Raw genomic sequence first — 23,362 nt, forward strand, 5'->3', positions numbered from 1 at the left:
GGCTTGAAGAAGTCACTCTGTTTTATGTCCATTACAACATGATTTCAACGCTTCTTGCGTCAAAAAGTGTGAAGCAAGACTTAAACAAAGAAGACGAGAAGCGAACCAGTCAGCATATTAGTCAACTGACCTCCCTGGCCATTACTATGCAGAGCGAATTGGAGAAACTAGTACAGGAAATGGATCAGGCTGACGCGCTCCAGCAGTCAAATACCGCTATGAACCCCGGCAAGCTGGTGCAGCATACAGAACACCTCCGGCAGATGAACCAACAGGCTAAAATGCGGATCGGGCATCTCAGTGTATAGGCACGATCGCAAATGGTCATCCATAAAAAAACCTCCCGTCTGGAGACAGGAGGTTTTTTTATGGATGGGGCTGATGATTACATCATGCCGCCCATGCCGCCACCGTGCATACCGGCTCCACCGCCAGCCGCTGGTGCTTCTTCGGGCTCGTCGGCAATAACACATTCGGTCGTCAGCAGCAGACCTGCAATCGAGGCTGCGTTTTCCAAGGCCAGACGGGTTACTTTCTTCGGGTCGATGATGCCAGCAGCGAACAGATCTTCGAAGGTGTCGTTTTTAGCGTTGTAGCCGAAACCGCCATCGCCTTCTTTTACCTTGTTCACTACAACCGAACCTTCGCCACCAGCGTTGGCAACGATGGTACGCAGCGGAGATTCGAGGGCTACGCGGATGATGTTCACCCCGGTTTTCTCGTCTTCGTTAATGGTGTTTACGCCGTCCAGAGCCGAAATAGCGCGGATCAGGGCAATACCACCACCGGTTACGATACCTTCTTCTACCGCAGCGCGGGTGGCATGCAGCGCATCGTCAACGCGGTCTTTCTTTTCTTTCATCTCTACTTCAGTAGCCGCACCGATGTAAAGGATAGCTACGCCACCCGACAGCTTGGCCAGACGCTCCTGAAGCTTTTCGCGATCGTAATCCGACGTTGTGTTTTCGATCTGAGCTTTGATCTGGTTGACGCGGCCGGTGATATCTTCCTTCTGACCAACACCGTTTACGATGGTGGTGTTGTCTTTGTCGATCAGGACCTTCTCGCACTGACCCAGGTAGTCGATCGACGCGTTCTCCAGTTTGAAACCACGCTCTTCCGAAATAACCTGGCCACCGGTCAGGATAGCGATGTCTTCGAGCATAGCTTTCCGACGGTCGCCGAAGCCCGGGGCTTTAACGGCCGCCACTTTCAGGGCACCGCGGATTTTGTTGACAACGAGGGTAGCCAGTGCTTCACCATCTACGTCTTCGGCGATGATCAGCAGCGGACGACCTGTCTGAGCCACCTGCTCCAGCACGGGCAGCAGCTCTTTCATCGACGATACTTTTTTCTCCGAGATCAGGATGAACGGACGATCCAGTTCAGCTTCCATTTTCTCGGTGTTGGTAACGAAGTAGGGCGACAGGTAACCGCGGTCGAACTGCATACCTTCTACGGTTTTTACTTCCGTTTCGGTACCGCGCGCTTCTTCAACCGTGATAACACCTTCTTTACCTACTTTCTTCATCGCTTCAGCGATCATCGTTCCGATCTCGTCGTCATGGTTGGCCGAAATGGTGGCCACCTGCTGAATTTTGCCGAAATCGTCACCGATAGTCTGGGCCTGCTGAGCCAGGTTAGCCGTTACAGCCGTAACGGCCTTGTCGATACCACGCTTCAGGTCCATTGGGTTCGCACCAGCCGCTACGTTTTTGGCACCGATCGAGTAGATCGCCTGCGCCAGTACCGTGGCCGTGGTCGTACCGTCACCGGCCGAATCAGCCGTTTTCGATGCCACTTCTTTAACCAGCTGAGCCCCCATGTTTTCCATGGCGTCTTTCAGCTCAATTTCTTTGGCTACCGTCACACCATCTTTGGTGATGGCAGGAGAGCCGAATTTCTTGTCAAGGATTACGTTCCGGCCTTTAGGTCCGAGGGTAACTTTTACGGCATCTGCCAGTGTATCAACGCCTTTTTTGATACGCTCGCGGGCTTCGGTATCGAAGAAAATTTTCTTAGCCATTGTTGTAAAATGATGAATTATGAATGATCAATGATGAACAACGGTATGAACGGCAAAAGGTGCTTAGGGCAAGCTACTCCGCGCTCATTCCTTATCACGCATCATTCTGTTTTTAAAGGATTGCGAAAATGTCCGATTCGCGCATGATGAGGTATTCTTTACCATCAACGGTGATTTCCGTGCCGGCATATTTGCCGTACAGAACCGTATCGCCAACTTGTACCGTCAGCGGCTCATCTTTTTTGCCTGCGCCAACGGCAACGACCGTACCACGCTGGGGTTTTTCCTTAGCCGTGTCAGGGATGATGATCCCGAACGAGGTTTTTTCTTCAGCCGGTGCGGCTTCTACCAGCACCCGGTCAGCCAGCGGTTTCACGTTCACTTTAACGCTTTCCTGTTCAGCTACCATAGTAATGAGTTGATTAAGGTTATTAACTGTTTGTGTAATGCATCACACAACCGCTCAGGCGGCTCTGCTTCCGGCTCGCCAATTACTGTGCCAAGGCGCTAGTCTGTCAAAATTTCAGGCTTTTGTCTGACAGTCTGCCATTCACCAATCTACCTCTATTCTCTTTGGCAGGAGAATCGCATCGGGCAAACAGAATTTGGCAGTTTGTGTCCATCTCACTATCTTAACTTTCTCATGCGCTGACAAAGCGATTTGTTTACGTCTATGAAAAAATTACAACCGGATTGGTTTACGCACAATTGGCTTGACGCAGAGTACCAGAAGTATGTCTTGTTGGCATATCTGCAGGCGGTTCAGCAGAATTTTCTGGCCGATAAGCTCTGTCCTGACTTACCCGACTTACGTAACCATTACGAAGCCGGTGTTCGGTTTTCGAGGGGCAAAGGTACGCTTAATGCCGCCTTTCCCAAACGAGCCACCGGTATTACCGGCCCGCCCCCTCGAATTGAATACAAATCTGAGGTAACGGACGACGAATTCATGGCCGAGATCGATGCCACCCTAAATTTCGCCCTGCCGCGCCTGCAGTCGACCCTCACCGAGGGGCAACAGCGATGGGCCGACATTGTGGCTACACTAACCCTGGCGCCTATAGGACTGATGCCGTTACGGCCCGAAGAAGGATACCTGCTGCTCCACGCCACCAACCAGCCCGAAACGCACGTTTACTACTTTTCGGTGACGCTGTATTCGCAGCAGGAACCCGGTGGCCGATTGGTGCAGTTCCGGTTCGTCGAAGCGATTCGGAAGAGCCTGGCTACCACCTTCGAAAGCATCAAGCTAGACCTGATCCGGCGGCATCGGTACCTGCCGAACCCGGCCACTTTCATACTCGAAAGTCAACGGACTTACCCCATTCAGGAAACGCTGTTACCCATTGCCCGTCAGCTGCTGGCTTCCCAGGTCGGGCGAGCCTGAACCGTCATCCTCACGTGTAATTAATCTGTTTAACCAAAAAGAGCCCTGACACGACGTCAGGGCTCTTTTCGTAGGCCGATACTGGCTATGTTATTTCTGGGGCGTCAGGGCCGAGGTCGACGCGCCGGGCGTGGCAGCACCCGGAACTGCCTGGCTTGGGGCCGCGCCCTGGGTAGCGGGCGCCGGAGCCGCGGCTCCCGGCAGCGTTTGGGTTTGTGCCCGGTCAACGTTAACGCTATTGACACCAGCTACTGCGTTGCGGTCAACGACAATGTAGGAAGCCAGCGAAAGAACCATAACGCCGATACCAAGGCCCCAGGTAATCTGTTCGAGGAGATCCGTCGTTTTCTTGACGCCCATCAACTGGTTAGACCCTAAGCCACCAATTTCGCTGGTTAGTCCGCCCCCTTTCGAGTTCTGGATCAGTACCACCAGGATCAGTAGTACGGTGAGAATGCAAATGAAGACAATAAGTGCCGTTATCATGTAAAGAGTTTCTTAATTGGTTTAATGCGGTTTTCGGTGAACGACGACCCACTTAGTTGCCTGTTGCCTTCTGCGCGCTCTCTAATTCACCGATTTTTGCCGCAAAGTACGCTTTTTTCTCCGGATTTTTTGCCATCAGCTTCTCGTAGATTTCGCGGGCCTTGGCATATTTTCCCTGTTTCTCCAGAATTTTCGCAAAACTTTCTGTCACCAGGCCACCTGCGCCACCAACTGGTTTATTGCGTTTGGTCAAATCTTCCTGCTCCAGCTGCTCACCGGGCCGGGTGCGGATCGGCGAGATACGCGGCTCGTTGCGGATGAAACTCTCGATCAGGTCGAGCTGACGCTGGCGCTCGATGTCTGCAGCCGATAGGGTCGGCTCGGCCGGTGCGGCTTCTGCAATCTGGGCCAGCTCGTTTTGCAGGTTGGTTTCGGCCAGCGTAGGGTCTTCGGGCGTTGGTACAGTGGCGGCTGGCTCCTCAACCGGCTGACCCGGTAAACGCAGCAGAGGCAGTTTGAGAAAACTGTCGCTCAGGCCCGCCTTGGATTTAAACAGCGCGTAACTTTCCTGCTGGTAATCGTCCGGGATGGGAACGTGTTTGGCTGATAACTCATTGAGCTTGGTCAGCAGATTTTCGGACCACTGAAATTCGTTGTCGATCAGTTTGCGCAGGGCATTCCGGCTGAGCGCATGGGCAGCTGCCTGCCGGATAAGCGATACCGTCTGAGGCTTCAGGTGTACCGAAGCGGCCTTGGCGGTCAGTGTATGAAGCGACTGGCAATAAGGATACTGTTGCAGGGTTTCCTGTAATTGTACGTAGTCGGTGGGGCTCAGGTCGTCAGGATGGGTGACCCAGTACGAGAATGTTTCTTTGTCAAGAGGCTGCATACGGATGGGGGCGTCGGGCTAGGCGAAAGTAAGGATGAATGAGGAAAAACGAATGATTTTATTGATCAATTCGTGAATCAGGCCTTACCAGTCGGCTGCCGTTTTATTGAATATATCGAGTACAATCTGGTCGAGGATTTTGGGTACCAGCCGGCTTTCGTTCTGGCTAAGCGTCTGGTTTTGCGGAAAATCCTGGTAAAACGAGAACGACTGCTCAAAGTTCTTGCTCTCGTCTTTGTTGTTGTAAAATCGGGCCAGCACCGTAATCTGTAGTCGGTTAACGCCGGCCTGGTCAGAAGCCGTCGGTGCTACGGCCAGCAGGTCGTATCCGGTAATGTTACCTTCCAGCACCAGGTCACCGTTGCTGGGCAGCACTTTCAGGTTCGTGTAGCGCTGATAATACTCTTTGAGCTTTTCGTTGAACGTCAGGGGCAGGTTGGCCGGCCCACCCGCCGTAGCCAGGGTGAAATTGTTGACTGTGACGGTCTTGATATCCGGCGACAGCGTTGTCCCCGTAAACGAATAGATACCGCAGGACTGCATGACGACCGACGAAAGGAGCAGGCTGAACGACAACAGCACCCGCTTGAGCCACCTGGTCAGGTAGATCGACGAATCGATTGTCGATTCGCTGGCACTGGCGGACTCAGTCATCATGAACTTACTCTTCATCAATTTCATACTGTTTGATTTTACGGTATAAGGTCCGTTCGGAGATTCCCAGGGCCTGGGCCGCGTATTTGCGTTTGTTGTTGTTCCGTCGGAGCGCTTTCAGGATCATTTCTTTCTCCTGCCGTTCTAGAGAAAGCGACTCGTCGTCTTCGGTTTCGTGGGTGACGTCTTCTATGGTTATATCGTTTACGTCGCCGTCTACATTGTCAAAAATCTGAACGGGCGGATGGCTGCCGTAGGTTTCGGCGGGCGGGGGCGTTGGCCGGAATGACGAATCGACAGCCGGTCGGTTGCGGGGCGCGTCTGGCAGACCCAGACCCGACTGAGCGGCTCCATTCAGGGCCGGCAGGTAGCGCGGGGCGTTACCATCGGCAGCCGGGTCGGCATCGGGCGGAATGGAGTCGAACAGGTCGCGGTGGTTATGCAGAATCTGACGGCCGTCCTGTTCGTTACCCAGTACATCGCGCACGAGTCGTTTCAGGTCGTTCATATCCCGACGCATATCGAACAATACTTTGTAAAGCAGTTCGCGTTCCGAGAAGTTATCGCCCGCGGGGCCGCCGTTGCTCTGCGGAAACAGGGCCAGCGTGCGGCTGGGTTGCTGTGACTGGGGCAGGTATTTGCCCAAGACATCGGCCTCAATGGGCTTGTTCTGCTCCGACTCCAGAATCGATACCTGCTCGGCAATGTTTTTCAGTTGGCGGATATTGCCCGGAAACGGAAAGCTCATCAGCAACTGCTTGGCGCCTTCGGTCAGCTGCAGGGGCTTGATGCGGTAGCGTTCGGCAAAGTCGGTCGTGAACTTCCGGAACAGTAGTTCTATATCGCTGCCCCGCTCCCGCAGGGGAGGGACGTAGATCGGAACCGTGTTGAGCCGGTAATAGAGGTCTTCGCGAAACTTGCCTTTGTCGACGGCGTCCATCAGGTTGACGTTGGTAGCTGCCACAACCCGTACGTCGGTCTTCTGAGTCTTTGACGAACCAACGCGGATAAACTCGCCGTTTTCCAGCACGCGCAGCAGGCGAGCCTGGGTCCCCAGCGGCATCTCACCGATTTCGTCCAGGAAGATGGTACCGCCGTTCGTTGTTTCGAAGTACCCTTTGCGCGAATCGACGGCGCCGGTGAACGATCCTTTTTCGTGACCAAACAGCTCGGAGTCGATCGTTCCTTCGGGTATGGCTCCGCAGTTGATCGCTATGAACTGGCCGTGTTTCCGGGCGCTCAGGCTGTGAATGATCTTGGAGAACGATTCTTTACCGCTACCGCTTTCGCCCGTTATCAATACGGTCAGGTCAGTGGCCGCTACCTGCATCGCCACGTTGATGGCGTAGTTGAGCGCCGGTGCATTGCCAATGATGCCGAAGCGTTGCTTGACCGACTGGATTTCCTGTTGATTCATAAGTCAATTCGGTTTCGGTACCGGGCTTTCAGCGAAGTACGTTTCTGAAGAGCCGGTACCGTAAACGCTATACGATCTCGCCCCGCAGCGTAGCCGATGTACATTCGGTGACCAGCACGTTGACATACTGTCCTTTCTGGTACTGACCACGCGGAAAAACGACCATTTTGTTCTGATCATTTCGACCACAGAGTTCGGCGTCTGACCGTTTCGAGGGGCCTTCGATCAATACCCGCTGTACCTGGCCGATGTGGCGCTGGTTGCGCTGGGCCGAGTGTTCCAGCTGCCGGGCAATGATTTCGTTCAGCCGCCGTTTTTTCACATCTTCGGCAATGTCGTCGGCGTATTTTTTGGCGGCTAGCGTGCCGGGGCGCTCGGAGTAGGCAAACATGTAGGCGTAATCGTACCGGACATAATCCATCAGCGATAGCGACTCCTGGTGTTCTTCTTCAGTTTCGGTGCAGAAGCCCGAGATCATGTCGGTAGAAATGCCGCAGTCCTGCCCCAGAATTTCGCGTATCCGGTCGATCTTGCCGATGTACCAGGGGCGGTCATACGTCCGGTTCATCAGCTTCAGCACCCGGCTGTTACCGCTTTGGGCGGGGAGGTGAATATACTTGCAGATGTTATCATACCGGGCCATGGTGAACAGAACCTCGTCGGTAATGTCTTTGGGATGCGAGGTACTGAACCGAATCCGGAGGTCGGGGTGGATCTGCGCTACCCGTTCGAGCAGGTTCGCAAACGTTACGGCCGACGCGGGCTGGGGAGCCGACTCTTCCGCTGTTTCGGTCCACTTGTAGCTATCTACGTTCTGACCCAGGAGGGTAACTTCGCGGTAGCCCTGGTCGAACAGATCCTGGCATTCGCGGACGATGCTGTGCGGATCGCGGCTTCGCTCGCGACCACGGGTAAAGGGAACCACGCAGAAGCTGCACATATTGTCGCAGCCGCGCATGATGGATACGAAGGCTGTAACCCCGTTGGAGTTGAGCCGGATCGGAGCAATGTCGGCGTAGGTTTCTTCGCGCGACAGAAAGACATTCACCGCTTTCTGACCCGACTCGGCTTCTTCGACCAGCTTCGGTATATCGCGGTAGGCATCGGGCCCGGCCACGATGTCAACGACTTTTTCTTCTTCGAGCAGTTTGGTTTTCAGCCGCTCGGCCATGCAGCCCAGCATACCGACCAGCAGCTCGGGTTTCTGGCGCTTCAGCCCGGTCAGGTGCTTGAGCCGGTTGCGTACCTTCTGCTCGGCATTGTCACGAATAGCGCAGGTGTTGAGAAAGATGAGGTCGGCATCTTCGGCGGTAGAGGTTGTGGCAAAACCGGCGTTCCGCATGACGGCCGCTACAATCTCGCTATCGGCGAAATTCATCTGGCACCCGTAGCTTTCGATATACAGCCGTTTTTTGCCAACGGCGAGTTCGTCTTCTGAGGTGCGCGGCTGGTCAATGCCTTCCTTGTCAGCCGGTTGTAATATGGTCAGTTCGGGGATGAGCGTCATGTGAAGTCAATCGGTTAACTAGCTGGCAGCCTGCGTGCCGCACCCGGTTGGTAGCCCGGGCTTGCTGTGTTTCTGGCCAGCTGAAGCCGCAAATTTACGAAGAAAACACCCGGCTTGCTGTCATTTTGGCAGAAAAAGCTGTTAAAAACTCCTAATAACCACGACACCCTGCTGGCTAAAAGGGGTAGCCAATGCCGAAGTTGATGACCAGCGGGTTAGGCCCTTTGGAGAGTTTACCGAGCGAGAATTTGGGCAGGATAAATCGATCGTCAACTGGCCGTCCCTCGGTGTCGATATACTGTCGGGCGGGGTCCCACAATTTAATGCCACCATCGAGCCGGATGATAAAGAACGAAAAGTCGAGTCTCAGCCCAACGCCCGTACCGACGGCAATTTGTGGGATAAAGGAATTGAACCGAAACTCACCCCGTTCGGTGCCGCTGGTGATGCCCGGCAGTCGCCAGACGTTACCGGCGTCTATAAAGATGGCGCCGTCAATATCGGCCAGCAGCTTGAACAACCGCCCCCGGAGCTCGGCCGAGCCTTCGAGCAGCAAATCGCCAGGCCGTTCGAACGTATAGAGAAACTGGCCTTCCCGGCTGGGGTCCGGGTTGAGAGAGTTGGCCGCCGAAAAAAGCGGATACTCGCTACCCGGTCCTAACCGGCGGGGGAGCCAGGCCCTGATACTATTGCTCCCCCCGGCAAAGAATAGCTTTTCGTACGGAGCGGTTCTGCCCAATCCGTAGCCGAGTACGAGCCCGGTATTGATCCGAAACGCCAGGGTTGTTCGGGGGCGGAGCGGGATATAGTAGCGGTAGTCGACGTTGAAACGCAGGTATTTGTAATACTGTAAACCCGTTGAATCGGTTCGGTTGAAGAATCGATCTAACTGCTCAGGTTTGAACAGGTTCAGGGTTGTACCCCCTGACTCGACAACGGTACGCAAAAAGCTGGCCCGTCGGTTCTGACCAACCACGTTCGTATTGTAGGTGTAGGCAAAGCTGATTCCTGAGGCAAACGATCGCCTGAAACTAAGGTAAAGCGTACCGCCCTGAAAGCGGTTTGTGTCGAGCTGCGCCTGAAACTGGCGGCTTATATCGGCTTCGGTACCGGTACCTGCGTTGATCAGGTTCACGTCGGCAATCAGGAAGCTAAACTGTTTGGCAGGGGTGGTTTGCCAGTTGTACGCCATGGTCGCCCGCAGCAGAGATCGTCTGAAATCGGGTCGTATGGTGTTGGTAAAGCCCAAACTAACCTGCGTACGCGGATTGTAGGCGCTGAACCCAAACCGTACGCGGCCCGGAAACAGAATTTGCGGAAAGGTGAGCGAGGTAGTTACGCCCAGCTCCTGCGCCCGATAAACATCGCGCGTTGAACCGGTGGCCGCATTGGAGAATCCGGTTTGTGCCTCGAGGCCATAGCGGAAACTGGTTTCGAAGGTTTCGAGACCGCCGAAGAGGTTGCGCACCCGAAAGGTCAGGTTGGCAAACGGACCCGGAGTGGTGGTCTGGGTCTGGTACAGCACAAACAAACCACCCTCGAAGGTGTACTCGTACTTGTCGAGGGGAGAGGCCGTAATCAGGGTTCGCAGCCGTCGGTTAGTGGTGTCGGTGAAGTTGAGATTAACGAATTTAAACTGGTTCAGCAGGAAGAGCTGTCGCTGGGTTTCGCGGTAGTTGGTCTGGCTGTAGAGCGCCCCGGGCCGCATCCTGATTTTACTGTCGAGCAGGCGGGTCGAGATGCCACGGCCGTTGAGCAGATACAGAACGCCATTGCGCCGAACCGTGTCGAGCGCGACACTCCCCGGGGTCGATGCGCCGGGTGAGTCGGCGTTCGGGCTGATCTGAACGTCAACGTCGCCGATGCGGTAGACCGGATGGGCCGACTGCCCCGGCGGGTTCAGTACCTGAATGTAGAGATCGATGGCCCGTTGTACTGAATCTTCCTGCGGTACCCGAACAAACCGGCGGGTGGTATCGACATCGGTAGCGCGCACAAACTGCCGTGAAAAGGCGTAGTAGCCCTGATCGCGCAGCTGCGACTCGATCCGGACCCGCTCGGCCGAGAGATTATCGAAGTCGAAGCGGGTGCCCGTTTGCAGGGGCGAGGCCGACAGCGATTGTCGCACCAGCGAGTCGACGCGCGGATCGGCAATTTCGTAGGTGATGGTACGCAGGTAAAACGGCTCATTCTCCGTAACGCTGTAGCGAACCCGGATCTGTCGCCGGCGCAGGGTGTCGAGCCGATAAGCCGCTGATGCGTTGAAAAACCCTTTGTTTTTCAGGTACTCCTGCATCTTGGTGGTATTGGTCTGGGCGTCGGCTTCGGCAAAATAGCTGGGCGGCTCACCCAGGTTGCGCATCAGCCAGTTGCCTTCTTCGGCTCGTACGCGAAGGCGCTTGAGCTGCCGGTCATACCGTCGGTTGAGCCGGCGTAGTTCGGCCGACGATTCGGTTCCGGCGCTGTTGATCTGCTGGCTTTGCTGCTCAAATTCGTTAGTTTTGGCCTGAAACGCCTGTACGGCGGCTTCGCGGTTGTACCGGCGCTGGCCAAGCTGATAAAGCCAGAGGGGCGGGGTAACCGGAAGTCCCAGTATGCGCCGGTTGGGTTTTTGCGGAATCAGACTTTCCAGCTCATCGGCCGGAATGGTGCGGCTACCGCGAACCGTCTGAGCCGTCAGCAGGTACTCGCCGGTTCGCAGTTGTTTGGAACTCAGGCAACCGGATAAACCAATGATTATCGAATAGTAGAGGAGGTAGACCGAAGAACGACGCCAGAACGCAGTACCTTCTGCCAACTTTTGTCGATCGATATGATGAATACGCTGCTCACTATCCACTCGCTGCTTCATGCTGTCAAAAAGTCAATCGTCATTCATTCGGTCGCTGCACCAGAAAAAATACCGGCAGCAACATAGCGCATTCCTGGTCGAAGGGGCCAAGAGTGTGCAGGAAGTGCTGCTGTCCGATTTCCATACGGAACTGGTCGTGGCTACCGAAGGCTTCTACAAAGAAAACGCCCAGCTGACAGACCGCCAACGAACGCCCGTCGAAATCGCGTCGGTGGCCGAACTCGAACGGGTCGGTACGCTCGAAAGCAACAACGCGGCCCTGGCTGTGGTCAGAACGAAAGAGAACCGCCCCTTAGTAGCCCAGGCCGGCGAAATAGCGTTAATTCTCGATGATATTCGGGATCCCGGTAACCTGGGCACAATCCTGCGCATTGCCGACTGGTACGGCGTTCGTAAAATTCTTTGCTCCGACACCACGGCCGATGTCTATAATCCGAAAGTGATCTCGGCCAGTAAAGGATCGTTTACGCGGGTAGCGTGGTGGTACGGAGACCTGACCTCTTTTCTGGAAACGACCGTCCTGCCGGCGCAGGCATCGGTCTACGGCGCTTTTCTGGACGGCGCCGATGTGCATATGCTGCCGTTCGGGTCGGGCGGCTATCTGGTTATGGGCAATGAATCGAACGGCATACGGGCGGAGGTAGGGCGGTTTGTGACGGACCGGGTTACGATTCCGCGCTATGGCGACGCCGAATCGCTGAACGTCGGCATCGCTACGGCGGTGTTGCTCGATAACTGGCGACGAAGCCAGCCCCTACATAAATGAACTCATGGCCGACTCGTTGGCCAGTTCTTCGGCATGTTCTTTACCCAGGTACCGATCGATGACGTAATGAGCGATGTAGAGGACCGGGGTCAGCAGGACGGCGGTAGTCGCTTTATAGAGGTAGTTGATGATGCCTACCGCAATGACCTGTGCCAGCGACCAGTTGCCGAACACATAAAACGCGATGCCCAGCACCACGAACGAGTCGACGAGCTGCGACACCAGCGTAGAGCCGGTAGCCCGCAGCCAGATCTTGCGGCTCCCGGTGATCTTTCGCAGATACTGGAACACCGACGCATCGAGAATCTGCCCGATCAGAAAAGCCGTCAGCGACCCGATGATGATGCCCAATCCCTGCCGGAAAATCATCTGAAAGGCGTTGTTGATGTTGATGGGGTTTCCGGCCCCGTCTTTGGCGTTGACATCAAGCCAGAACTGAGCCGGGGGCAGCGTTGTCACGGCATAAATAATCAGGAAGCTATAGGCTACAAAGCCCGCCGTCAGGAACGAAATCCGCCGAACGCCCGCCTTGCCGAAGTACTCGTTAATGATGTCGGAGGTGACGAAAACGAACGGCCAGATAACGGCCCCCGCGGTGAGGTTAAAATCAAGGATGAAGTCGCCGAAGAGGTGAATCTGAGCGGGTTGGGTACCCAGGAGGGTTTCGCCCGAGAATATTTTGACGCCGATGATCTCGGCAATGAGCGCGTTTGTCAGGAAAACGGCACTCAGAAAAATGTACAGATTGGTGCGCTTGTTGGTAAACGAGTAGGAAGGCATGGGTAGCTGGGGTTGCGGTTGGGACCGGTTGTCAGCTAACGGCCATCGTCAGCCAGCAACCGAATACTACAAACCTATTCTATTTTCGCTTATATACGCCTGCCGTTGCCGTTTTTTCGTAGCGTTCGGCCAGGGCCGGGGCGCGCTGGAAAAGCTTCTCTACTACGTTTTCGCGGTCAATGATATAATCGGGCGGGTCTTTCCGGAAATGGTCGAAGACGTTGATCACGGCTTCGTAATTATCGAGGTTACGCAGGTCGTACTTGGCCAGATCCCAGTTGAGGTATGGCGTGGCGGGGCGGTTGTACTGGTAGGCGCTCAGGTCTTCGCCGATGATAAGCAGCCGCTGGTTACGAATTGTAGCCGTCAGGGGCGACGTACGGACCTGTAACTTACCGAGCCGGCCAAAATCGGAGCCCGGAATAAGGCCGAGCGCACCCTGGTAAAACAACAGCAGGATAAGCCCGAAAGCGGTTATAAAGCCCACTTCGGCCAGCCACTGCTTCCGGACATTTTCGAAGTAGAAGACGGCAAAATAAGCCATCGGAGGTACAAAGCTCAGGAAGGCCATCGGCGCCAGGAAAGGCATCAGCGCAATGGTCAGAACAGCTACGCCAAACCAGAGCACCATGATCTGCTGGATTCGCTGCTGCACGTTGACATACCGACTGCTGGTGTTGAACAGGCTCAGAAAACCCAGTATGCCCAGCCCCAGCGGAATCAGCAGCGACGCCACCAGCGACTGATAGTCAGACAGCGAATACTGGCGCACCCGAAAGACCGACGACAGCAGGTTGCGGTTAAAATCATCGAAGCTATCGCTCAGGTAATAAAACAAAATCGTAACCGCCAGCGGAAACAGAAATCCAAACAACGACAGCGAATGCTGCCGGAAGGTAGCCCCCGTGTAAAGCAGCATCGACATGGCCGCCCAGATGATAAACAGGGCCGACGGCAGGTAAAAGAGCGCGGCTATGCCGATGTAAAAACCAACCTCGAAAACCTCATCGGTAGCCCCGCGTCGATCCATCTGCTTGACGAGCGTGCCCAGCGCCAGCAGCAAAAAACTGGTCGACATCAGCACCGGCGACAGGGTCAGGCAGTCGAACGACAGGTGCAGAAACAGCATGTATACCAGACCAGGCCAGAACGAGCGGTCGGAGTAGAAGTCGCGGACGTTGGCCAGGTAATTAACGTAGACAATCTGAAATACGGATACCAGCGTGGCCGCTACGTGTAATGAGGTAGCCGATCGGCCAAAAAGGGCGTTCAGCCCCCAGTAGACAGCCGCCGACAAGGGGCTCACACTGTCCCAGATGTCACGGTAGAGCAGGTGACCCTGGTTCATCTGCTCACCAACGAGCAGCCAGTTCAGCTCCGGAATGAGTAGCGGAAAGGGATGGAGCAGGAGCGGCAGCCGAATCAGCACCAATAGGCCCAGCAGACTAACGTATTGATAGGGGAAATATGAACGAAAAAAACTAAGCAAAGCCGGAATTGGGTAACGGTGGTCAGGGCGAAATTACGGTCAATTTCGGCAGAACGGAAAAAGCGTCGGATATTTGCGCGAATGGCCTCCCCAACGCCGATCGTACGATCCAGGCGACCGGTAACCGGAACGGGGCAGGGCCTGTATTAACAAAGTCAGTCCGCCGGGGTTAAACCGACTGGATAGTGACTCAACCACAGATGACATGGAATCGAAACGACAGCAGAAAGTTGCCCGCCAGTTGCAGAAAGATTTGAGCGAAATTTTCCAGCGCGAGGTACCACACCTGTTCAACGGACCATCCAGTCCGGGGGGCTTTATAACCGTGACCAACGTGCGGGTGTCGCCCGATCTGAGCGTAGCCCGTATCTACCTGAGCTTTCTGGCCACCAAAAACAGGAATGAATTGCTGGACCTGATCCAGGAAAAAGGCAAAGTAATTCGGCAACACCTCGGCGACCGGGTGCGGCATCAGCTCCGCATCGTTCCCGAACTTCATTTCTTCCTGGACGACACCGCCGAATACGCCGACAAAATGGATAAACTCTTCGCCGGTCTGGAGATACCCCCCGCCCCGGCCGAGGATGACGATGATACTAATTGAGTAAATGAGTACATGGTGATGGAGCGATTCAAACGATCGTCATGCCATCGCCATGCACTCGCTCACTTATTCACTCCGTAAGCATGAACCTTCCTGCCTGGGTCGCCCGCCGGTACTTTTTCTCGCGTAAGAAACGCAGCTTCATCAGCTGGCTGTCGATATTGTCGATGCTGGGCGTGGGCGTGGGTACCATGGCGCTCATCATCGTTTTGTCGGTGTTCAATGGGATGGAAGAACTCAACCGGCAGCTCTTCCGCAACTTCGAAGCCGACATGACCATACTGCCCGCCGAAGGAAAGCGATTCATGGCCTCGTCTGCGCTTCTGTCGCAGCTTCGCCAAACGCCCGGCGTCAGCTTCATCAGCGCGGTGGCGCAGGATAACGCACTGGCCCGCTACCGCGCTAGTGGGTCAACAGACGGGCAGGCGGTGGTGCAGTTGAAGGGGGTAGACGATAATTATACCCAGCGCAGCCAGCTCGACTCTACCCTGATTCAGGGGCAGCTGGTGCTGCGTCGGGACGATGTTAACTATGCCGTTGTGGCCGAAGGGATACGCAACGACCTGAGCATTTCGCCAGTCGATATTCTTACCCCGCTCGAGATCCTGTATCCGCAGAGTGGACAGACGCTGAGTGCCATCAACCCGAACGCGTTTAACCGCGAAGCGCTGACAGTAGGGGGCGTGTTCTATATCGAAGTGCCCAATTACAATAATGTGGTGCTGGCGCCAATCAGCGTGGCGCGGGCCCTGTTTGGTTACGAGCCAGATGAGGTAACGAGTCTGGAAATTCAGCTGCGGCCGGGCACCGATGAGGAGGCTGCCAAACAGGCCCTGGAAGCCGTTGTCAGCAAAGCCGCTCCAGCCGTTCAACTGACCGTTCAGAGCCGCGACGACCTCAATCGGGATCTGTACCGGGCCATCCGGGTCGAGAAACTTTTTGTGGCGCTGACCTTATCGTTTATTATTCTGGTGGCGTCGATCAACATCTTTTTCTCGCTGTCGATGCTGGTCATCGAAAAAAAGCAGGACATTGGCATTATGTTCGCCATGGGAGCTACGTCGGGTATGATACGGCGAATCTTCCTGACCGAAGGGGCCATCATTGCGCTGACCGGAGCCATTACGGGGCTGGTGCTGGGCATCGTAATCTGTCTGTTGCAGCAGCAATACGGGTTTGTCAGTATGGGAACGCCCAGTTCCATTGTGGATGCGTACCCGGTCCGGCTCGATCTGATCGATGTTGTGCTGACGGGGGGGCTAGTTGTCCTGATGACTATTCTGACCTCCTGGTTCCCGGCGCAGCGCGCAGCCCGGTATATGGCCTAAGAATTTCTTTATTTGTTAATGTGCTCACGAACAGCATGTATCGATTCTTTGCGTTGCTTTACCGCTCTTTCCCTAACTGACGTAACCGATTTGACCGATGCAACCAATTGAATTAGTGGTTTTCGACATGGCCGGTACAACCGTTACCGACCACCACGAAGTAGAGCGGTGCTTTGCGCTGGCAGCCGCTGAAACGGGTTTGTTCGTTACCGACGAACGAATTCTGGCCATGCAGGGGCTGGCCAAACGGTACGTCTTCGAAACGCTCTGGAAAGAACAGCTGGGCGATGTGCATCCCGACGTGAATCACCAGGTCGATGTGTCGTACGCAGCTTTCCGGGGTATTCTGGAGAACCACTACGCCACCAACGGCGCCACGCCCACCGAAGGCTGTCTCGATACCTTCGCCTATCTGCACGAGCGTGGGATCGCCATTGCCCTGACAACAGGCTTCTACCGCACCGTAACCGACATCATCCTGGAAAAGCTGGGCTGGCTCGACGGCCTCAATCAGGATCGCGTCGGTAGCCCCAACAGCCTGATCCAGTTGTCCATTGCCAGCGACGAGGTAGAGCGGGGGCGTCCCTACCCGTACATGATCGAGCGGGCTATGGCTATGCTGGGCGTAACGAACCCCAAGGCTGTTATCAACATTGGCGATACCCCGTCCGATCTGCTGTCTGGCCGGGCCGCCGGGGTAGGCCTCAACCTCGGTATCACCAACGGAACCCACACGCAGGAGCAGCTGGAGTCCTATCCGCACGACCTCCTGCTGGCCTCGCTGGTCGATCTGCCCCAGCTGGTAGACAACCGCTACTTTGTTGTCAGCTAACCCGTTGGTCCGAACCCTATCGGGCGGGCCACTCCTCTGAACCGTTTATCCATGTACGATCTTATCATTGTCGGTGCCGGTGCACTGGGAACGTTTCATGCCTATCATGCCGCCAAAGCCGGGCTGCGGGTGCTGTTACTTGAGAAAGACCGCTACCCGATGGGCGCCACCGTTCGCAACTTTGGCCAGGCGGTACCGTCGGGACTGGCGGGCCGCTGGTTCGAGTATGGCCGTCGGAGCCTGGAGATCTACCGCGACATTCAGGCACAAACCGAGCTGACGGTGCGGGCCAATGGCTCCGTCTACGTGGCTTCGGACGCCGATGAATGGACGCTGGTCAACGAGCTGCACGACCGGTATCAACAACTTGGCTATACCAGCGAGCTGCTCAGCCGGGCGCAGTGTCTGGCCAGATACCCGGCTTTGCAGGCCGACTACGTACGGGGTGGGCTATACTTCCCGCAGGAGCTGAGTCTGGAACCGGAACAGATGATTCACCGACTCATTGCCTTTATCCAGCAGAAGTACGGGGTGACGTACCAGTCGGGGGCGGCCGTGATTGATTGCCAGTCCAACTACAACGGGGCTATCATTACCCTCAGCAACCGGGAGCGGTACCAGGCCAGCCGGGTGCTGATCTGTTCCGGACACGAGGTTCGGCTGCTGTTTCCGGAGGTGCTGGCCGAGGCTGGTCTGGTGGTCAGTAAGCTGCAGATGCTGCTGGCCGAGCCGGTGGCGGGCCTGTCGCTGCCGGGCAATATCCTGACGGGGCTGACCATTCGGCGGTACGAGTCGTTTCAGCAGTGTCCGTCCTATGCGTCTATCGCTACGCCCCCCCAGCTGGCCACGCTGAAAGAATGGGGTATCCACATCCTGTTCAAGCAGGCCGTCGACGGGTCGATTATCATCGGCGACTCGCACGAATACGCCGACGCGACACGGGCCGAAGATCTGGGCTATCATACGCAGGACTTCATCAACGAACTCATGCTGGCCGAAGCCCGGCGGATTGTCCGCTTTCCAATAACGGTTCGAAAAACCTGGGCCGGCTTCTACAGCCAGACCCCCGACGAGATCTTCGATTACCCGGTCGATGAGAATATTCGGATTATTACCGGCATTGGCGGCAAAGGAATGAGCTCGGGTGCTGGCTTCGCCGAACAAACCGTTCGGCACTGGCTGAACGTCAGTGTGTAACCGGCCTCTGGGGTAAACAGGCTAAGCCTATGGAGCTGTTATTTTATTGTGATCATCTGCTTTTTCTGTTCATAAAGGATTGATAATCAAGAAATATTAGCGTAACAGTGCTGACATACATTTGCGGCTGGTACTTACTCGATACTAACCTGCACATGTATGAAATCAACCTGTTTACCTTCTTTAACGCCCCCGTTCCCCGGTTTGCGCCGACTATGGATGGCGTTCTTTTTTTGTCTGCTGTCGGGGCTGGCGGCTACCGCACAATCCATTACCGGGCGGGTTAGCTCGGCCGATGACAACCAGCCAATGCCGGGGGTATCGATTGTCATAAAAGGCACCACTACGGGCACCACCACCGGAGCCGACGGGCGGTACACCCTCACAGTGCCGGGTCCTAACCGTACGCTGACGTTTTCGTTTATCGGCTACGAGTCGCAGGAGGTGGCGGTCGGTAATCGGTCAACGGTCGATGTGTCGCTGAAGGGCGATGCCCAGACGCTTGGCGAAGTGGTGGTAACGGCTCTTGGTATCCAGCGCGAAAAGAAAGCCCTGGGCTATGCCACTCAGGAAATTCAGGGCAGCGCGCTGACCATAGCCCGCGAAACCAACGTGACCAACCAGCTGGCCGGTAAAGTGGCCGGGGTTACGGTAGTGGGTAGTCCGTCGGGCATTGGCGGCTCAGCGCGGGTTACGATCCGGGGCGAGCGCTCGGTTGATCTCAACAAAAACCAGCCGCTGTACGTCATTGATGGGGTGCCCATCTCGAACGGGCTCACCAGTGGGTCGGGCCGTAACAACCTCGAAGTAGACTTCGGCAACGGCGCCAGCTTCGTCAACCCCGACGATGTCGAGTCGATCAACGTGCTGAAGGGAGCGGCTGCGTCGGCGCTCTATGGCGCGCGGGCGGCCAACGGGGTAATCGTGATCAAGACCAAATCGGGGCGCGGCAGCAAAGGCATCGGCGTTGAGATCAACACGAACCAAACCTTCGAAACACCTCTCGTGCTGCCCAAATACCAAAATGTATACGGACAGGGGAACGCCAACGGGGGCGACTTCGCCTTCGTGAACGGGGGCGGAGCCGGCCTGACCGACGGAACCGACGAAGCCTGGGGGCCTGCTTTCTCGCTTAATAAAAGCTACCCTCAGTATAACTCACCCCGCACGCTCAACGGCCAGCCCATTCCGTTCCGGGGGGGCGACCTGAACGCACCGGCGGGCAGCGTCATTACACCCACGGCCTGGGTACCCGAAACCGATAACCTGAAGAAGTTTCTGCAGACGGGCCATACCAATACGACCAACGTAGCCGTAACAGGCAGCAATGAATTCGGAAATTTCCGGCTGGCGCATACGCTCCTGAACCAAACCGGTATCGTTCCGAATACCGACCTGAAACGCTACACGACCTCGTTGAGCGGGGGCTACAACTTCACCCCCAAGTTTTCGGCCAATGCGTTTGTTAGCTACATCAAGGGCGAAAGCGGCAACCGGCCCTCAATCAGCTACGGTACCGAAAGTATCATGTACCTCTTCAACTGCTGGCTGCCGCCCTCGGTGCAGCTCGAGCCGATGAAAGATCTCTGGATGCGCGGTCTCGAAGGAACCCGCCAGTTCAGCTGGAACTACAATTACCACGACAACCCCTACCTGACGGTTTACGAAAATACGAATGGACAACTGTATGATCGTGTGATCGGGAATGCCTCGCTGAAATACGATCTGACCCCCTGGCTGAGTGTTCAGGGCCGTACGGCCATCGACTACAGCAGCGAAAAACGCGAGTACCGGCGGGCGTTCAGCACCCAGCGGTTCCCGTTTGGGCAGTACCGCGATTCGCGCATCATTACCGAAGAACGCAACACCGACTTTCTGTTTACGGCCAACAAAGAGTTTAATGAAAACTGGACCCTGTCGGGTACGTTTGGCGGCAACCAGCTGCGACAGAAATCGGATTTCTTGGAGAGCAATGCCGGTCAGCTGAACATTCCTGGTATCTACAACCTGACCAACTCGCGGGTGCCGCTGCAGGTAGCGCAGAGCCTGGTTGGCAAGCGGGTAAATTCGCTCTACGGGTCGGCCCAGCTGGCATTCCGGAATTATATCTTCCTGGAGATGACGGCCCGCAACGACTGGTCGAGCGCGCTGACGCTGCCCGAGTATGCCCGGGCGCTGGGTACCCAGGATAATTCCTATTTTTATCCATCCGTTGCGCTCAGCGCCGTGTTGAGCGAGATGCTTACCCTGCCGCAGTCCATCTCCTTCCTGAAGGCCCGCGTTAACTACGCTTCGGTAGGTAACGATACGGACCCATTCACGTTCACCCAGGCGTATAACCCCAGCGATCCCTTCGGCAACAGCCAGGTCTACGGCGAAACCGACCGCCTGGCCAACTTCAACCTCAAGCCCGAAATCAGCAACTCGTTCGAAGGCGGTGTGGAGCTAAAGCTGTTCAAACGCCGGGTGGGACTGGATGTGTCGTATTACCTGACCAATACCCGTAACCAGATTCTGAACATCCCGCTATCGATCACCAGTGGGTACAATAGCCGGGCTATCAACGCCGGATTGATCCGCAACAGTGGGGTAGAGGTGGCGCTGAACCTGGTGCCGGTCGAACTGCCCAACAGCCTCCGCTGGGGTGTCGATTTTAACTTTTCGGCCAACCGCAGCAAGGTTATCTCGCTCTCTGACAACATCCAGAATTTCGTGATGGCCAGCCGCCGGGTCAGCATCGAAGCCCGCGTGGGTGAGCGGATGGGCGATATGTACGGCATTGGGTTTGCCCGGGTGCAGAACAGCGATCCGACAAAGCCATACTACGATGCGTCGGGCCAGTATGTAGGTCAGATGGTCTTCCGCGATGGACGCCCGGTGGCTACGACCGAGCGTATCAAGCTGGGTAACTACAACCCCGATTTTCTGCTGGGTATTAACAACAGCCTGAGCTACAAGAATGTACGGCTGAGCTTCCTGTTCGACATCCGGCAGGGCGGCAAACTGTATTCCGAAACCCAGACCGTGGGTCGCGAGGGAGGTATCATCATCGAAACCCTGGAGGGCCGTGCCGATGGGTACGACCTGAGTAAGCCCGGCAACGGCGTCATCGGGCAGGGCGCTAAAGTCGTTACCAATGCCGATGGCTCAACCACCTTTGCGCCGAACGACGTGAAGCTGAACTCACGGCAGTGGCACACGGCCTGGACCGGCGGGCGTAACATTGCCGAAGGGGTTATGTACGATGCTTCTTTTGCGAAACTCCGCGAAGTACAGCTGGGCTTCAGTATTCCAGATCGGATCTGGGGTCGGGTACCGCTGCGGGGGGTAACCTTCACGCTGGTTGGTCGTAACCTGGCCGTATGGTCTAAAGTGCCGCATGTCGATCCGGAAACTATGTCGTATTCGGGCGGCACGGCCCTGCCCGGTATCGAATACATGGCTATTCCGTCGAGCCGCAGTTTCGGGTTCAACCTGGGTCTGAAACTCTAAGCGTTCCTGTCCATTCAATCATCATAGTCATTGGCGGTCTGCTGATCGTTAATGACTACCATCGATAGTCAAAAGCTATGAAAGTGCTTAAAACAATTGTTTGTGGCCTGGCTCTGTTGATCGCTACTGCCTGCGACAACGAGTTTGAGGAAGTCAACACCAACCCGAACGTCCCGACGCAGGTATCGCCGGATCTGCTGCTGGCGGGTGTACTGCGGAATACGATTAACGACCAGGTCGGTGAGGCCTGGGGCATTGGCAATATCGTTGTGCAGCATACGGCCAAGATTCAGTTCGTGAACGAGGATCGCTACCTCTGGGGTGAGCGTAACGGCGTCTGGAACAGTGTATACGGCAATATGCGCAATGTCCAGAATATCATCGATCTGGCTACCGCGGCTGGTCAGAACAATTACCTCGGCGTGGCGCTGATCTGGAAGTCGTGGCTGTTTTCGCTGGCAACCGATGCCTACGGTGATATCCCGTATACGGAAGCGACCCAGGCCAAGTTGGGCGGTGTTTACGCGCCAAAGTACGACACGCAGGAAGCCGTATACACCGGTATTCTGGCTGATCTGGCCAAAGCGAACGACCTCCTCGGTACCAGTAACGAAGTGCTGGCGGGTGACATCCTGTTTGGCGGTGGTGCCGGATCACTTCCCCGCTGGAAAAAACTGGCGAATTCACTTCGGCTGCGGGCGCTGATGCGAATTTCCGGCAAGCGCAACGTCTCGGCCGACCTGCAGGCTATCGTTGCCGACCGTACTAAGTTCCCGATTATGGAATCGAACGCCGACAACGCAGCCCTGACCTATCAGGCTACCGCTCCGAACCAGTGGCCGCTCTACGGCTCGCGGGTAGGTTCGTTTGATGAATTCCGGGCCAGCAAATCGCTGGTCGACCGACTGCTGGCTATCAACGATCCGCGGCTGCCGGTCTTTGCCCGGCCGGTCGAGCGGCCCTCGTCGGCGGGTAAGGTCGAATACGTAGGTGTACCCAATGGGCTGGGCGATACGCCAGCGCTGAACTACAACGGTGGTCCGCAGGGTGTTTCGCGGGTGGGTCTGCCGTTTGCCTGCCTCGTCTGCAGCTCGCCCGCGCCGGTGCCTAACGTGGCGCGTGGTCTGGTGATGACGTATGCCGAGGTGCAGTTCCTGCTGGCCGAAGCCCGGGAAAAAAATCTGATCTCGACGGGTAGTGCCGAAACATATTACCTGAATGGTATTCGCGCCAATATGGACTACTACAAGGCGATTGTACCGGCCGAGTATGGCATCAACGTAACCCCCGCAGCCGATTATTTCACCCAGGCGGGGGTGGCCTATACGGGGACTACCCAGCAGAAGCTGGAAAAAATCGGGACCCAGAAGTGGGTCGCGCTGCTGTTCAACGGGCTCGAAGGCTGGTTCGACTGGCGCCGGACGGGCATACCTACCGTTACCCCGGGGCCCGATAACCTCAACGGAAACCGGGTGCCGGTGCGCTACCCGTACCCGCAGTCGGAGCAGTCGCTGAATGGTAAGAACCGGGCCGAAGCGGTAACCCGTCAGGGAACCGACGATCTCAACACGGCCGTCTGGTGGGATAAGTAGGCCGACGTTCCCTACTTTGCGGAAAGTACAGCTTCGGACTGTTGCAATCGCCCGCGAAACTGGCT

General features: G+C 56.0%; 19 protein-coding genes. 9 read left to right on the plus strand and 10 right to left on the minus strand.

Annotated features, from left to right (window positions below; translation table 11 throughout):
• The first annotated feature begins 68 nt into the window (after positions 1–68).
• Positions 69–308, plus strand: a complete 240-nt coding sequence (locus FBR45_RS07080; RefSeq protein ID WP_138500620.1) for a hypothetical protein — start codon at positions 69–71, stop codon at positions 306–308.
• A 77-nt stretch (positions 309–385) separates the two neighbouring features.
• Here the strand turns inward: FBR45_RS07080 and groL are convergent, their stop codons facing one another.
• On the minus strand, positions 386–2,026 hold the full coding sequence (gene groL / locus FBR45_RS07085) for a chaperonin GroEL (RefSeq protein ID WP_138500622.1): 1,641 nt from the start codon (positions 2,024–2,026) through the stop codon (positions 386–388).
• 112 nt (positions 2,027–2,138) lie between these two features.
• Positions 2,139–2,435, minus strand: a complete 297-nt coding sequence (locus tag FBR45_RS07090; RefSeq protein WP_077920143.1) for a co-chaperone GroES — start codon at positions 2,433–2,435, stop codon at positions 2,139–2,141.
• Between the two features lie 264 nt (positions 2,436–2,699).
• Between FBR45_RS07090 and FBR45_RS07095 the strand changes: the two genes are divergently transcribed.
• Positions 2,700–3,413, plus strand: coding sequence for a hypothetical protein (locus FBR45_RS07095; RefSeq protein WP_138500624.1), 714 nt, complete (start codon positions 2,700–2,702; stop codon positions 3,411–3,413).
• 90 nt (positions 3,414–3,503) lie between these two features.
• On the opposite strand, the gene secG is transcribed toward FBR45_RS07095, so the two are convergent.
• The 6 genes from secG to tamL form a co-directional block, all read right to left on the minus strand.
• Complete coding sequence (gene secG, locus FBR45_RS07100) at positions 3,504–3,899, minus strand: preprotein translocase subunit SecG (protein WP_077920141.1); 396 nt, start codon at positions 3,897–3,899, stop codon at positions 3,504–3,506.
• A gap of 52 nt (positions 3,900–3,951) precedes the next feature.
• Complete coding sequence (locus tag FBR45_RS07105; protein WP_138500626.1) at positions 3,952–4,788, minus strand: hypothetical protein; 837 nt, start codon at positions 4,786–4,788, stop codon at positions 3,952–3,954.
• An 84-nt stretch (positions 4,789–4,872) separates the two neighbouring features.
• Positions 4,873–5,469, minus strand: a complete 597-nt coding sequence (gene lptE / locus FBR45_RS07110; RefSeq protein WP_317128603.1) for an LptE family protein — start codon at positions 5,467–5,469, stop codon at positions 4,873–4,875.
• Positions 5,450–6,859, minus strand: coding sequence for a sigma-54 interaction domain-containing protein (locus tag FBR45_RS07115; RefSeq protein WP_138500628.1), 1,410 nt, complete (start codon positions 6,857–6,859; stop codon positions 5,450–5,452). The genes lptE and FBR45_RS07115 overlap by 20 nt, the downstream gene beginning before the upstream one ends.
• A gap of 67 nt (positions 6,860–6,926) precedes the next feature.
• The gene (gene miaB / locus FBR45_RS07120; RefSeq protein ID WP_138500630.1) at positions 6,927–8,366 is read right to left on the minus strand and encodes a tRNA (N6-isopentenyl adenosine(37)-C2)-methylthiotransferase MiaB; all 1,440 of its coding nucleotides are present in this window, start codon (positions 8,364–8,366) and stop codon (positions 6,927–6,929) included.
• 175 nt (positions 8,367–8,541) lie between these two features.
• Positions 8,542–11,217: a translocation and assembly module lipoprotein TamL gene (tamL, locus tag FBR45_RS07125; protein ID WP_138500632.1), complete on the minus strand. Its 2,676-nt coding sequence runs from the start codon at positions 11,215–11,217 to the stop codon at positions 8,542–8,544.
• Between tamL and FBR45_RS07130 the strand changes: the two genes are divergently transcribed.
• Complete coding sequence (locus FBR45_RS07130) at positions 11,216–11,983, plus strand: RNA methyltransferase (RefSeq protein ID WP_138500634.1); 768 nt, start codon at positions 11,216–11,218, stop codon at positions 11,981–11,983. The genes tamL and FBR45_RS07130 overlap by 2 nt on opposite strands.
• Here the strand turns inward: FBR45_RS07130 and FBR45_RS07135 are convergent.
• Both FBR45_RS07135 and FBR45_RS07140 read right to left on the minus strand, forming a co-directional pair.
• A complete protein-coding gene (locus FBR45_RS07135) occupies positions 11,972–12,763 on the minus strand; it encodes a queuosine precursor transporter (protein ID WP_077920134.1) in 792 nt (263 codons plus the stop codon). The two genes, FBR45_RS07130 and FBR45_RS07135, sit on opposite strands and share 12 nt — an antisense overlap.
• A 79-nt stretch (positions 12,764–12,842) precedes the next feature.
• Positions 12,843–14,252: a hypothetical protein gene (locus FBR45_RS07140; RefSeq protein ID WP_138500636.1), complete on the minus strand. Its 1,410-nt coding sequence runs from the start codon at positions 14,250–14,252 to the stop codon at positions 12,843–12,845.
• Positions 14,253–14,457: 205 nt separating this feature from the next.
• On the opposite strand from FBR45_RS07140, the gene rbfA reads away from it, so the two are divergent.
• The 6 genes from rbfA (at position 14,458) to FBR45_RS07170 (ending at position 23,297) form a co-directional block, all read left to right on the plus strand.
• Complete coding sequence (gene rbfA / locus FBR45_RS07145) at positions 14,458–14,856, plus strand: 30S ribosome-binding factor RbfA (RefSeq protein WP_077920132.1); 399 nt, start codon at positions 14,458–14,460, stop codon at positions 14,854–14,856.
• A gap of 83 nt (positions 14,857–14,939) precedes the next feature.
• Positions 14,940–16,184 carry an ABC transporter permease gene (locus tag FBR45_RS07150; protein WP_138500638.1) on the plus strand — a complete coding sequence of 415 codons (1,245 nt, stop codon included), beginning with the start codon at positions 14,940–14,942 and terminating at the stop codon, positions 16,182–16,184.
• Between the two features lie 97 nt (positions 16,185–16,281).
• The gene (locus tag FBR45_RS07155) at positions 16,282–17,016 is read left to right on the plus strand and encodes an HAD family hydrolase (RefSeq protein WP_138500640.1); all 735 of its coding nucleotides are present in this window, start codon (positions 16,282–16,284) and stop codon (positions 17,014–17,016) included.
• Positions 17,017–17,067: 51 nt separating this feature from the next.
• Positions 17,068–18,213, plus strand: a complete 1,146-nt coding sequence (locus FBR45_RS07160) for a TIGR03364 family FAD-dependent oxidoreductase (RefSeq protein ID WP_138500642.1) — start codon at positions 17,068–17,070, stop codon at positions 18,211–18,213.
• Positions 18,214–18,372: 159 nt separating this feature from the next.
• A complete protein-coding gene (locus tag FBR45_RS07165) occupies positions 18,373–21,705 on the plus strand; it encodes a SusC/RagA family TonB-linked outer membrane protein (protein WP_246082136.1) in 3,333 nt (1,110 codons plus the stop codon).
• A gap of 77 nt (positions 21,706–21,782) precedes the next feature.
• Positions 21,783–23,297, plus strand: coding sequence for a SusD/RagB family nutrient-binding outer membrane lipoprotein (locus FBR45_RS07170; protein WP_138500644.1), 1,515 nt, complete (start codon positions 21,783–21,785; stop codon positions 23,295–23,297).
• Positions 23,298–23,362 lie beyond the last annotated feature (65 nt).

Source organism: Spirosoma lacussanchae (genome assembly GCF_005870035.1).
In the GTDB taxonomy this organism is placed as follows: domain Bacteria; phylum Bacteroidota; class Bacteroidia; order Cytophagales; family Spirosomataceae; genus Spirosoma; species Spirosoma lacussanchae.